This is a genomic window from Mesonia aquimarina (assembly GCF_003667275.1).
In the GTDB taxonomy this organism is placed as follows: Bacteria; Bacteroidota; Bacteroidia; order Flavobacteriales; family Flavobacteriaceae; genus Mesonia; species Mesonia aquimarina.
The window spans coordinates 151,105-164,080 of record NZ_RCNV01000001.1 but is presented as its reverse complement, the minus strand read 5'-3'; the positions used below and the strand labels follow the sequence as shown (position 1 = coordinate 164,080).

The 12,976-nt window shown below is 33.6% G+C and carries 10 protein-coding genes; 6 read left to right on the top strand and 4 right to left on the bottom strand.

The features are described from left to right. Positions 1–43 precede the first annotated feature (43 nt). Both D9R05_RS00855 and D9R05_RS00850 read left to right on the top strand, forming a co-directional pair. Positions 44–4,012 (top strand): DUF2194 domain-containing protein, encoded by a 3,969-nt coding sequence (locus D9R05_RS00855; RefSeq protein ID WP_162984864.1) that lies wholly within the window; start codon positions 44–46, stop codon positions 4,010–4,012. An 87-nt stretch (positions 4,013–4,099) separates the two neighbouring features. Next, positions 4,100–4,504, top strand: a complete 405-nt coding sequence (locus D9R05_RS00850) for an ArsC family transcriptional regulator (RefSeq protein WP_121665327.1) — start codon at positions 4,100–4,102, stop codon at positions 4,502–4,504. A 184-nt stretch (positions 4,505–4,688) separates the two neighbouring features. Here D9R05_RS00850 and D9R05_RS00845 read toward each other — a convergent pair whose 3' ends face one another. Continuing rightward, a complete protein-coding gene (locus D9R05_RS00845; protein WP_121665326.1) occupies positions 4,689–6,659 on the bottom strand; it encodes an aconitate hydratase in 1,971 nt (656 codons plus the stop codon). A gap of 191 nt (positions 6,660–6,850) precedes the next feature. Between D9R05_RS00845 and hpf the strand changes: the two genes are divergently transcribed. Next, on the top strand, positions 6,851–7,156 hold the full coding sequence (gene hpf / locus D9R05_RS00840; RefSeq protein WP_121665325.1) for a ribosome hibernation-promoting factor, HPF/YfiA family: 306 nt from the start codon (positions 6,851–6,853) through the stop codon (positions 7,154–7,156). Positions 7,157–7,233: 77 nt separating this feature from the next. Here the strand turns inward: hpf and D9R05_RS00835 are convergent, their stop codons facing one another. From D9R05_RS00835 to D9R05_RS00825, 3 genes are all read right to left on the bottom strand, one after another. Further along, positions 7,234–7,932: an OmpA family protein gene (locus D9R05_RS00835; RefSeq protein WP_121665324.1), complete on the bottom strand. Its 699-nt coding sequence runs from the start codon at positions 7,930–7,932 to the stop codon at positions 7,234–7,236. Positions 7,933–7,941: 9 nt separating this feature from the next. Next, on the bottom strand, positions 7,942–8,433 hold the full coding sequence (locus tag D9R05_RS00830) for a lipocalin family protein (protein ID WP_240462882.1): 492 nt from the start codon (positions 8,431–8,433) through the stop codon (positions 7,942–7,944). A 150-nt stretch (positions 8,434–8,583) separates the two neighbouring features. Then, a complete protein-coding gene (locus D9R05_RS00825; protein ID WP_121665322.1) occupies positions 8,584–10,587 on the bottom strand; it encodes an alpha-ketoacid dehydrogenase subunit alpha/beta in 2,004 nt (667 codons plus the stop codon). A gap of 161 nt (positions 10,588–10,748) precedes the next feature. Here D9R05_RS00825 and D9R05_RS00820 point away from each other — a divergent pair, with 161 nt between their 5' ends. The 3 genes from D9R05_RS00820 to D9R05_RS00810 are packed head-to-tail and all read left to right on the top strand — an operon-like array spanning position 10,749 to position 12,975. Next, complete coding sequence (locus D9R05_RS00820) at positions 10,749–11,705, top strand: isopenicillin N synthase family dioxygenase (RefSeq protein WP_121665321.1); 957 nt, start codon at positions 10,749–10,751, stop codon at positions 11,703–11,705. Positions 11,706–11,711: 6 nt separating this feature from the next. After that, positions 11,712–12,041 carry a translation initiation factor gene (locus tag D9R05_RS00815; RefSeq protein ID WP_121665320.1) on the top strand — a complete coding sequence of 110 codons (330 nt, stop codon included), beginning with the start codon at positions 11,712–11,714 and terminating at the stop codon, positions 12,039–12,041. 7 nt (positions 12,042–12,048) lie between these two features. Continuing rightward, the gene (locus tag D9R05_RS00810) at positions 12,049–12,975 is read left to right on the top strand and encodes a DUF1835 domain-containing protein (RefSeq protein ID WP_121665809.1); all 927 of its coding nucleotides are present in this window, start codon (positions 12,049–12,051) and stop codon (positions 12,973–12,975) included. The last annotated feature ends 1 nt before the right edge of the window (position 12,976 follow it).

Here is a 12,976-nt window from a genome sequence, read left to right as displayed (position 1 = left end):
TACAGCTATTTTATTTAAAATACTAAGTTGTTTTTTTATAGTGATGTGCTCAATTTCTTGTCAAGAAGACGATGGCAAAATATTAGAGCCCGAAAGTATAGATCGTGTTGTTTTTGATCCTGTTAGCGAAAATCCGCTAGTTACCTATTTGGTAAATAATCAAAATCCGCAAAGCATTACGTGTAATAAACAAATTCGGAAAGCATTAGATTACGCCAAAATACCTTTCGGAAAAATTAGCCTCGAAAACTTTAATCAAGATGCTAAAATACCTAAAACTTCCCGAGTTGTAGTAATCTACGATTTAAAACCCTTAAGTAACAAAGCCATGGAGAGTGTGGTGCAATTTGTAGCTTCGGGTGGGACCTTGTTTTTACCCAATACTACTGAAAATAAACGTTTTGGGTTTTTAAGTGGAATTAAACAAAATGCGGACTATGCAGTAACGCAAGAGCCGCAAGGTTATTTTTTTAATATTCCTTACTTACCCAATTTTAAAGAAAGACCTTATCAAAATAAAGTTCCTCATTATGGTCTTACTGAGAATAACTTTTCAAACCGAGTAGATATTTGGGCTACAAGTTTTACAGACAAGAGCTTTCCCCTCATCATAAAAAATAATCTTGGTAAGGGAAAAGTTATTGCCTTTAACACCACACAATATGCAGAAAAGGAAGACCGCGGTTTATTTTTTTCAGCCATTTTAGCCGGTTTAGAAGGTGTCCCTTATCCGGTAGCCAATGTAAGTACAATATTTTTAGATGATTTTCCCGCACCGATGTATAACATCAAAAAGGAAAATATTAAATCTGAAATGAACATCACTCAAAGTGAATATTACAGAGAAGTCTGGTGGCCAGATATGCTTCAATTGGCTGAAGATGAAAACTTAATCTACTCTACGTATTTATGCTTTGATTATAGAAATTTAACCGATCCGCCATTTTTATTTAAAGAATGGGAAAGCAATACGTTTATAAAAGAGGAAAAGGAACAAGCTCAATCGGGTTGGTTAGCACGAGAAGTTAGAAAAAGTAAACACGATTTAGATTTACACGGCTACAATCACGTTTCCTTAACCAAAGAAGAATGGCCTAATAAAGCTTTTATGGTGAGTGCTTTAAAATCAGCAAGAAAAAAGTGGAAAGCCGGACGCTATGGTAAATTACCCATAACCTATGTTCCGCCAAGCAATATTATAGATAGCTTAGGTCTGGCTGCTTTAGAAGAAGGAATGCCTAGTCTTAGATACAACTGCAGCATTTATATGGGTGATTTTGAAGAAGGTGGCGCCAGAGAATTTGATCCGGAACCTTTTAACGATCATTTCTTTAATTTTCCCAGAATTACAAGTGGTTACGTTTTTGATGATGCCGAAGAATTCAATCAGCAATCACTCTATTTATACACCGGTATTTGGACCCATTTTTTACATCCCGATGATGTTTATCAAGTTGCTGATGAAAGCAATAAATTAAGTGCCGGAAATTATGAATTTAGAAATAAATTAGATTTAGGTTGGCGTATTTCTAAAGATGGTTCTCCAGGATTATTACCTCGCTTTCAAACCTATTTGCAAGAAACCAAAGCTAGATTTCCTTTAATGAATTTTTATTCGGTTAAAGAAGGAGCAGAAATAACAGAAAAATGGAGAAATACGTCGTATAAACACCAACAAAAAGAAAAATTTTATCAGGTTACAGGCAATCAAAAAATTGATGAACAACAATCTTGGTTTACTTATATTGCTAAAGAACACCAAAAAGAGTTGGAAACATATTTAGAAAAAAAACAATGGAAATTTTCTAAAACTGAATTGCTTCAAGGCTATCTTTTTACTGTCAACACCTCAGAGAATAAAATTGAAATTCCACTTTTTTTAGAAGATAAAGAAAATACAGCGGTGCAAAGTGTTCTTGAAGACTACAAAAATTACACAAAAGATAGCTTAGTTTTTGAAAACAATCGAGAAAAAATTAATCATTATATCGCTGAAGAAAAAGTAGATAAAGCAATTGCAGTTCTAAAACAAGAAATAAATCAGGAAAAAAATACAGATCAAAAGCAAATAAGAGAGCTCAATAAATATTTAGGTTGGGAAAGTAGAAACGATGAAATTTGGCCCATACTTGAAAAAAAGTATACGCAAAATCCATCAACAGAAATTGTAGCACTTTCTAAAGTTATTGCACAAGAAAGTTTTTATCCAACTGAAGCCATAGAAAAAAAATGGCTTGAACGGGAAATAAAATTTAATCCCGATAATATTGAACTTAAACAACAATACGATCAACATTTTCAGCCAATTGATAATTCAAAACTAAGCACAACACAGCAATTACAATTACTTCAGAATACTGAAAATAAAGACGATAAAGCGACTTATTTTGCAACTATTTTATATTCAAATCAAGAAAAAGCACTGCAAATTGTAGATACGCTTCAACCTTGCTCTAATTTTTTAACCGAAGAGTTAATTACTGATATTATATGGATTTACGCCGATAAAGAAAATTATAAAGAAGCCGTAAAGTGGTCAAACTGCGTTAATACAATTCCCAAAGAAACAAAAGAAGAATGGCGCATTCAATTAGGAGAATATAAGTTTTTAAAAGAGGAAAATTACTCGCGTTATATCAGTTATTTATTAGAACATAAGCCTCTAATAGTTACGCAAGAATTAATTAATGAAACGCCTTGTAAAAATAAAGATTTAGTAAAACAAGCTTATTCTATTGCTTATGCCTTTGGCGATCAAGGAACTTACCGAAAAGCGCTTGCTTGGTCTAATTGTGCAGAAAACTTTCCGGTAAAAGATAAAATACTTTGGTATTATGAATTGCAAGATCTTGAAAATGTACAAAAAGTTTATGATGAAAATATAGCGACTGCCAAAAATCCTGAAGAATTAAAAGCAACTTTAGCCGAGATATATTTGTATTCTGACAACCTATACAATTCAGCTGAACTTACTACATCCCTTCCCAAGGGAAAGGAAAAAAATGATTTGAAAGAAAAAATCAATAAAGAAATTATCTACACGGAAATTGATATACAAGAAAAAATAGTACAAGATTTCCCCGAATTAATTGATGAAAAAATTTCGGAAGACATTCAAAAAAAATCACGTGTCAATACCAATGATTTTATTGAAACTAAAAGTTCGATGATTGCAGATCGCTTACAACCGACTTCACTCGGCAATAAAGTGGGCTACGGTATTCGCGACAATGCTGCCAATACACATACATTCGGTCTTACACAATATAAAGCTTATGCGCTTCAGATCGATCAAAACTACACCAATAATATAGATCAAAATTTATATGGAGTTGAATATACATTTAACCGGAAAGAACGCAACGAAAAGCTGAATTATGGAGGTCTTGCAAGAGTAGAATTTAATGAAGCTTCTAAAGCCTTCTTTCATCTACAAACCAATGTTTCTTTTGCAAAAGACAGTCTATTTAATTCTGTTCAACTACTTATAAGACCTGCAATCACAGGTCCGGCATATACCTTAGATATTTATCAAACGCAGCTTAATATCTATGAAGAAATGCAGTTCGATAAACACTGGCGCGGAATTTTAAATTTAGAAACCAATTATTATAGCGATGATGTTATTGATGGAATGCTGCTTGCTAATATAGGCTATGGTTTCAAAATTCAGCAGCAATCAACACTTCTTCCATACACAGAAATTTCAGGAATGTTAGGAAGCGATAATCGTGAAGATGGTTATCCGTATTGGACAATCAAAGAGCGTTTATATGGCGGTATCGGTTTAGATTATATGTATATAGATCCTAAATCTGAACTAAAATTCAGCTTAGGTGCAGCAACTTTTTTAGATACTTTTTCTGAAAGTTTTCAACGTTTTAGAGGTGAAATAAATTACCCAGTACTCCCCTATTTTTATCTCACTGGAAATGCCGAATTTTATACGTTAAAGAATTTTTATTCTAATAATTTTCAACTCGGACTACGTTATTACTTAAAATCCAAATAGAATCTTAAACCTTCCCTAACAAAGCCCTAATTTTCTTGTGTTATTAAATATTTAACCTTTACTTTAAAAATCAATTAAAAAAAAACTATGACCGTGATAGCAAAAAATGACCGCCAATTAATCGTTTATTATGATTCTAAAAGTGAATTGGGCAAAAAAGTAAGAGCTCACGCAGAATCTTCAAACTTAAAAGTTTTACCGGTAGATTTATTACAATCTAACCTAACCGGAACAGAATGGGCAGAAATTGCAGATATGCTGGACGTTACTGTGGATAAATTAATAGATCAAGATCATCCTATTTTTAAGGAAAAATATGGAAATGATCATGTAGAACTTGATGAAACTGATGCTATGAAAGTTTTAGCGAATAATCCTGAAACCTTAGTTTTTCCTATAGGTGTTAGAGGAAATCGCGCGGTACAAGTAAAACAATCTAATGATTTAAAAACTTTATTTGATACGGACACAGGAGAAATTCCACAACCTTAATAATTTATTATAACTGTAAAAAAAAAGAGCTTGTCTAAAAAGATTAAAAAAATGTCATTCTGAATTTATTTCAGAATCTCATCTTACTGAAATACAAATCAGTGTGAGAACCTGAATATAGTTCAGGCTGGCAAAAATTGACTTTTTAGACAAGCTCTTTTTTTTATCGATAACTTTCTTAAGATTAATCAGTAAGCTTTTCTTTGAAGTCGTTAATAATTCCTCCTTTAAGAAGAACTCTAATTTGCCGATCACTCATAGAATGTTTTGTTTTTATTGCAACTTCTTCTCCATTCTTTTTCTTAAATACAACTTCAATAGGATTTCGTTGTTTTACATCGTCTCGTAAATTCTTGAATTTAACCATATCTGCCTGATCAATTTTTTCGTAATCTGCATTATTTTCAAATTCTAACGGAAGGATACCAAAATTCACTAAATTCTGCCAAGCAATTCTCGCGTAACTTTTAGCCAATACAGCAATTTGCCCCAGGTACTTCGGTGCAATAGCTGCGTGTTCTCTACTTGATCCCTGAGCATAATTATCGGCTGCTACTACAATATGCCCGCCATATTGATCTTTGCTCTCCATTGCTCTGTCGTAATACGTTTCATCTACTACGGTAAATGCATATTTACTTATTTCTGGTAAATTACTTCTAAACGGTAGAACTTCTGCTCCTGCTTTTAGAATTTCATCTGTAGAAATATTATCACCCATTTTCAGCAATACCGGTACTTCAGCAGTATCTTTTAATTCTTCAATATGAGGTAGAGATTTAATATTCGGTCCTTTTTTTAATTCCACTTTACTACCATCTTCGGGCGGAGCCAATAACATATCGGTTTTAATAATATGCATTTCCGGACTTTTATATTTTGGATATTTCATATTCATTTTCTTCTCCAAATCACGTGGATCGGTAATTTCTCCGGTAATTGCTGAAGCTGCTGCAGTTTCTGGACTACATAAATGAACTTGATCATCTTTAGTACCACTTCTATCCGGGAAGTTTCTAGGCATGGTACGTAAACTAATCGTTCCGCTGGCAGGTGCTTGTCCCATTCCTATACAACCCATACAACCACTTTGGTGAAAACGCGCTCCGGCAGTAATCAAATTAGCGAAAGTTTTATTTTCAATCATATTCTGAATAATCTGACGTGAAGTCGGATTGATATCTAAACTCACTTCAGGATGTACAGCTTGACCTTTTAAAATAGCACCGGCTATCCAAAAATCACGCAATCCGGGATTTGCAGATGAGCCAATTACACACTGACTAATTTTTTTTCCGGCTACTTCACTCACCGGAACGACATTACCCGGACTTGTAGGTAAAGCAATTAACGGCACCAAATCATCTAATACAATTTCTTCGTGTAAATCGTATTCACAACCTTCATCTGCAATCATTTCACGCCAGTCTTCTTCACGTGTTTGTGATTTTAAAAAGCGTTTCGTTTCCTCATCACTAGGAAAAACGGTGGTTGTAGCGCCTAGCTCTGCGCCCATATTAGCAATAACATGACGATCCATCGCACTTAGATGTTTTAAACCATCACCATAGTATTCAATTATTTTTCCAACTCCGCCTTTTACATCGTAACGACGTAACATTTCTAGAATAATATCTTTAGCACTAACCCAATCGGGTAATTTTCCGGTGAGTTTTACACCCATCACTTTTGGCATTTTTACATAATAAGGCTGACCTGCTATGGCGGAAGCCACATCTAAACCTCCCGTTCCAATTGCTAACATTCCTAAAGATCCTGCAGCACAGGAGTGACTATCAGAACCTACCAAAGTTTTACCGGGTTTCCCAAAACGTTCCATATGAACCGGGTGACTAACACCATTTCCGGGGCGACTATACCAAAGTCCGAAGCGTTGTGCAGCTGTTTTTAGAAATAAATGATCATCTGCATTTTTAAAATCTGTCTGCAATAAATTATGATCTACATATTGTACAGCAACTTCAGTTTTGGCTTTATCCAAGCCCATAGCTTCTAATTCTAATTGAACGAGTGTTCCTGTTGCGTCTTGTAAAAGTGCTTGATCTATTTTTAATCCTATTTCTTTTCCAGGGACTAACTCTCCCTCTAATAGGTGTTCGTTTATCAATTTTTGAGTTACGTTTAACGCAGCCATAAATAAAGTTTTTATTTGATTAATTTTCCCTTAATTTACGGATTACAAAAGTTACTAAGTACTAGTTTAACAACATTTTAGTCCTTTATAAAAGAATTTTATCACTTCATAAAAACTATCCTAAAACTGTATTAAATTTTTAGGAAACTTAATCTTAGAACAGTATCTTTAAACTAACTAAAAAATATACTATGGATACCAATTTTAATTATGTACATGTAAAAGCTAGTGAACGCTTAGAAAACCTAACAAATGAAAAATTAGATAAACTGAAAGAACGTTATGAATTTTTAGTAAGCGCTGAAGTTTATTTTAAAACTGAAAAATCCTCAACTAATGAAAAAGGTCGTGTGTGTGAAATACAATTGAGTTTACCGGGTCCAAGAATTTTTGCCTCGGCAAACGAAGAAAATTTTGATATCGCTTTAAGTAAAACTGTAAATGAATTAAAAACGCAATTACAGAAAAAGAAAGAAAAGATGACTACTCATCATTAAAAGATCTAGATACTAAATAAAAAAAACCGGCTAAAAATTCAGCCGGTTTTTTTGTTGCTTAAAATTAATTAGCAGTATTAATTATCTGCGTTTTCTTTAGCTTCTTCCTTCAATTCTTCGTTCGCTACAATAGCCAATTCTACTCGTCTATTCTTTGCTCTTCCATCAGCTGTAGAATTATCATACTTGGGCTGTGTTTCTCCATACCATTTAGTAGTAAATCTTGAACTGGATAAACCATGTGAAGAAAAGAAATCTGTAACTTCTTGTGCTCTATTTTTTGAAAGCGTCATATTATAGGTTTCACTTCCAGTATTGTCTGTATGTCCTTCTACCAAAACATTGGTATCTGGGTACTCTTTAAAAATTGCAGCAAGTTTATTTAATGAATTTCGAGATTGCTCGTTGAGATCATATTTTTCAGTAGCAAAATAAACCCCGCTATTTTCGTCAAAAGTTACATTAATACCTTCTCCAACACGTGTTACTTCCGCACCGGGAATTTCATTTTCAATTTCTTTTGCTTGTTTATCCATGCGGTTTCCAATGTATGCGCCGGCAGCACCACCAACAACACCACCAATAATGGCTCCAAGCGCTGTATTATCTCCATCGCCTACATTATTCCCAATAACACCACCAATTACAGCTCCGCCGGTCGCTCCTACAGCTCCGCCTTTTTGAGTGTTATTTGCGTTTTTAATGGCATCGCAACCGGTAAATAGAAAAGCAACGGCTATTGTTCCTGCTAGGGTCTTCTTTATAAAATTATTCATAGTTTAGATTTATAGGTTAGCACTTTTTGAAAAACTCATTCTTATAATAAAAGGTTTACCTTCAAAAGAAACAGTTTGTTCCCAAACCATATTATTTTCCGATAAACTCTTTAAACTTAAACGATAGCCTTGTTTTATTTTTCTGGCATTTTCGTCTTCACTTACGCGTTTTAGTGTAAAGTCATATAATCCACTTTCAGGATCTACTTCTTGTACCGCCCAAGTAAAATCTTGTGTTCCTGAAGGACAATCGGCACCATTCAAACTGTAATTCCCTTGATTATTGTTTGAAATAAAAGCCCAACTAGAATTTCTAAAGCAATTTGCTTTGGCGTGATCAAATAGCATTACATCAACAAAACCGCTGCTATTAGGATAGGTAATGGTGTTTAACGTCCAATTCCCCTTAAAAGTTCGTTCGGCTTGTCGTTCAATTTTAGTTGTTCCGCAAGAGATTAAAAACACTACGGTACAACATAACATCATAATTTTTTTCATCATTTGATTGGTTTAGATTGTTGCTAAGACAGCTTCAATAAAAGTTATACTTAACTTGTTTCAATCAAATTTACTGAGCAATTTTTTTCAATAAAATAAAATTAAGAATGTTTAACGATAAAATGTTAATACTACGCTAATTTTAACCTTAGTTTAATAAGCCAATAATTCTGATAAAGCTTCTTCTAAGCGTGCTGTAGAAAGGTAATCTCTTTCTAAATTTGTGGCAAAAGGGATAGGCGTTTCCATACTGGTTACCCGTTTAATCGGTGCGTCTAAGTATTCAAAACAATGTTCTGAAATGAGAGATGATATTTCTGCAGCAACTCCTCCGTAAGCTGAATCTTCTTGTAAAATTATTACTTTACCTGTTTTTTGTACGGCTTTAAAAATTGCCGCTTTGTCTAAGGGTTGTAATGTGCGTAAATCTATCAATTCAGCTGAAACTTCCGGATGCGTATTTAAATATTCTAAACTCCAGTGAATCCCGGCACCATAGCTTATAATGCAAACTTCGGTTCCTTCTTGCAGTGAAACAGCCTTCCCAAGAGGTAAACTATAATAATTAGTAGGCACTTCTTGTTTTACACTTCTATACAATGCTTTATGTTCAAAAAACAGAACGGGATTGGGATCATTTATGGCACTAATCAGCAATCCTTTTACATCATAAGGAAATGCGGGGTAAACTACTTTTAATCCCGGGGTTTTAGTAAACCAGGCTTCGTTTGTCTGACTGTGAAAAGGGCCGGCACCTACTCCTGCTCCACAAGGCATTCTAACCACAACATCTGCATTCTGGTTCCATCGGTAATGAACTTTTGCTAAATAATTGACAATCGGATTAAATCCTGATGATACAAAATCGCCAAATTGCATTTCTACTATCGATTTTATTCCTTTTATAGAAAGTCCCATAGCTGCAGATACAATTCCTGATTCACAGATCGGGGTATTGCGTACGCGCTCTTTCCCGAATTTTTCTGAAAAACCCTCGGTAATTTTAAAAACACCACCATAATCAGCAATGTCTTGCCCCATAATCACTAAGTCTTCGTGTTGGTCCATAGATTGATCTAAAGCTGCTGTAATGGCATCAATAAATCTAATTTCTTCTTTTTCCTGCTTTGGAGCAAATACAGCTTCTTCAAATTGTTGATATACATCGGTCAACTCTTTTTCGGGAGTTGAGCTTATTTCTTCTTCCTTATTTGCTTCTTGTAAAGCTTGGTTTATTTCTGCTAAAATTTTTTCTTTAAAAGTGGTGTTTTCTTCTTCACTTAGAATATTTTCTTCGTGTAAAAATTGCAAAAAGTTATCTATAGGATCTTTAGTCGACCAAAAATTCATTAATTCTTCGGGTACATATTTTGTTCCGCTTGCTTCTTCATGCCCGCGCATTCTAAAGGTTTTAAACTCTACAAGTACCGGACGAGGGTTTTCGCGCATACTTCTGGTAATATTTTCAAGTTTGGTATAGACTTCAAGAATGTTATTTCCTTCAATAATATGTGCTTCCATCCCATAAGCGTTGCCTCGATCGGCTAAGTGCTCACAATGATATTGTTCTGATACTGGCGTTGATAAACCATATCCATTATTTTCTATACAAAATAAGACAGGCAAACTCCAAACCGAAGCAATATTTAATGCCTCATGAAAATCGCCTTCGCTTGTTCCTCCTTCACCGGTAAAAACCGCGGTTATTTTTGCTTCTTGCTTTAATTTATGGGCTAAGGCTATCCCGTTAGCGACATTTAACTGCGGTCCTAAATGGGAAATCATGCCTACCGTTTTAAATTCTTGCGAACCAAAATGAAAACTCCTGTCACGTCCTTTTGTAAAACCATTTGCCTTGCCTTGCCATTGTGAAAAAAGACGGTTTAGTGGAATACCTCTTGTGGTAAAAACTCCTAAATTACGATGCATCGGTAATACATATTCGTCATCGTCTAACACACTGGTAACACCTACTGAAATAGCCTCTTGCCCAATCCCGCTAAACCATTTTGAAATTTTACCTTGCCGAAGAAGAATGAGCATTTTCTCTTCTATCATTCGAGGTTTTAGCATGTTAAAATATAGTTTCTTTACTAACTCTGGAGATAATGTTGTTTCTGAAATCGGCTTATATTCAGTAAAATTGAGTTGACTCATTAGATTTGCATGGTTTTATACTCTCAAATCTAAAAATTTTAAGTTAGTATTTTGAATGAATATTGAATTTTAATTTCTAGTTCAGTCATTCTCTATAAGAATAATTAAATTGGCTAACTTTGTAGTAAAATTAATATTGCTGTAAATCCATTTTTTTTCATATGTCCTTAAAAAATATCCCGAGTGTTAATCTTGATGACTTTCTTTCTGAAGATCAAAAGCGTAAGCAGAAGTTTGTTGATGAATTAGGAAAAGCCTACGAAGAGATAGGTTTTGTTTCCTTAAAAAATCACTTTCTAAGTGAAGACTTAGAAAAAGAACTTTATAAAGAAGTAAAAACTTTTTTTTCGCTTCCACTAGAAGTGAAAAAAAAATATGAAATTGAAGAACTCAACGGACAACGTGGGTATATTTCTTTTGGAAAAGAACACGCCAAGGGCAAAAAAGAAGGCGATTTAAAAGAATTTTGGCATTTTGGACAAGAATCTGATGAAAATGCAAACTTAAGTGAGGAATACCCTGAAAATATTCACGTTGAAGAATTAAAAGATTTCAACCATACAGGAATGGAAGCTTACAGAATGCTTGAAAAAACAGGTATTTATGTATTAAGAGCTTTAGCTTTGTATATAGGTTTAGAGGAAGATTATTTTGATCATTGGGCAAGTAATGGAAATAGTATTCTACGTCCAATTCATTATCCACCCATAGAGATAGAACCAAAAGGCGCCGTTAGAGCTGGAGCGCACGGTGATATTAATTTAATTACCTTGTTGATGGGAGCTTCTTCAGGAGGTCTACAAGTTATGCGCAAAGATGGGGAATGGATAGATGCAATTCCCAATAAAGATGAATTGGTAATAAATGTTGGCGATATGTTAGAACGTCATACTAATAACAAGTTGCGTTCAACTATTCATCGCGTAATAAATCCGCCAAAAGAAAAATGGCACGAACCACGTTATTCTATTCCGTTTTTTATGCATCCACGGAGCGATATGAAATTAGATTGTTTAGATTTATGTATAGATAAAGAACATCCAAAACAATATGAGGATATTACTGCTGGAGAATTTCTTCGCCAACGTTTAATAGAAATAGGTCTTATAAAAGAATAAAATAATATGGATTTAAAAGATCAGTTGCAAAATTTATTTCCGGATCACGAACCGGATGAAAATACAGAAAATTCATCTGAAGAAAATAAACTTTGGATGCAAGACGATCCACTTATTTGTAAATACGAAAAAAGAAAAGGAAAGGCAACCACGATAATTGAAGGTTATACAGGTGCCGATGAAGATTTTAAAAAGTTGGCTAAAGAGTTGAAAACAACACTTGGCGTTGGTGGTACCACAAAAAATGACCAAATAATTATACAAGGAGATTACCGCCCGCAAATTATGAAAATATTAAAAGAAAAAGGTTTTTCAGTAAAACGTGTTGGCGGATAAAATTGATATGAAAAAAACTTTACACATAACAAATGGCGATTCTTGTTCAGAAAAATTAAAAAATTTTGGACTTGCAAAACACATACTCACCTGGAGAGAAATGATGTGTGAAGGAGCAATATCTTACGAAGTGGCAACAACAGATTTTATAAAGCTTCGGAAAGAATTTCTAAAAAGAACATATCAAATTTCATATAAAAACTATGAAGAAAATTTTTTATCACAGCTCGAAAAAATTAAACATTTTAATAAAAATGATGAAATTATAATTTGGTTAGATTTTGATTTATTCAGCTATATAAATATGTTAGCTGCGCTGCAATTTATTAGACAACAGCAAAACAATTTTAAGATTTATATTACCACCATTTCGCAGTTAGAAAATAGTAATTTACGCGCTATCTCCAGTTTAGACGAAAATGAATTACAATTACTTTTTGATAAAAAAATAGAATTGAATGATGACGATTTAGATTTTGCAGATTCTATTTGGCAATATTACTGTGGAAATAACCCATTGAAATTGAAACCCGAACTTAATAAAAGTTCTAATTTCACCTTTGTATCTAGCTGCATAAGAGCTCATTTAGAGCGTTTCCCGAATATTAAAAGTGGTTTAAATGTTATTGAATTAAATATTTTAAAACTGATTAAAAACAATCAAATTATTTCGCAAAAGCAATTATTAGGTTATGCCTTACAGTATCAAGGATATTACGGTTATAATGCTTTACAATACGTGAAAATCATAAAAAAACTAAAGCCTTTTTTTAATGAAAACTCTAAGTTTTTTAAACTAACAGAAAATGGCATTTTAGCGCTAGAGGAGAAACAAAATTTTTACAGAGATTTACAAGACGATACTATTTATGGAGGTGTTTCTAAATACAATTTTTTATATAATCCCGAAGAACAATCTCTTTTAAAATTATAAG

Coding starts and splice junctions, on each gene's coding strand:
- D9R05_RS00820 (WP_121665321.1), top strand. CDS start 10,749: ATGTCCTTAAAAAATATCCCGAGTGTTAATCTTGATGACTTTCTTTCT.
- D9R05_RS00815 (WP_121665320.1), top strand. CDS start 11,712: ATGGATTTAAAAGATCAGTTGCAAAATTTATTTCCGGATCACGAACCG.
- D9R05_RS00810 (WP_121665809.1), top strand. CDS start 12,049: ATGAAAAAAACTTTACACATAACAAATGGCGATTCTTGTTCAGAAAAA.
- D9R05_RS00835 (WP_121665324.1), bottom strand. CDS start 7,932: ATGAATAATTTTATAAAGAAGACCCTAGCAGGAACAATAGCCGTTGCT.
- D9R05_RS00855 (WP_162984864.1), top strand. CDS start 44: ATGTGCTCAATTTCTTGTCAAGAAGACGATGGCAAAATATTAGAGCCC.
- D9R05_RS00830 (WP_240462882.1), bottom strand. CDS start 8,433: ATGATGAAAAAAATTATGATGTTATGTTGTACCGTAGTGTTTTTAATC.
- D9R05_RS00850 (WP_121665327.1), top strand. CDS start 4,100: ATGACCGTGATAGCAAAAAATGACCGCCAATTAATCGTTTATTATGAT.
- hpf (WP_121665325.1), top strand. CDS start 6,851: ATGGATACCAATTTTAATTATGTACATGTAAAAGCTAGTGAACGCTTA.
- D9R05_RS00845 (WP_121665326.1), bottom strand. CDS start 6,659: ATGGCTGCGTTAAACGTAACTCAAAAATTGATAAACGAACACCTATTA.
- D9R05_RS00825 (WP_121665322.1), bottom strand. CDS start 10,587: ATGAGTCAACTCAATTTTACTGAATATAAGCCGATTTCAGAAACAACA.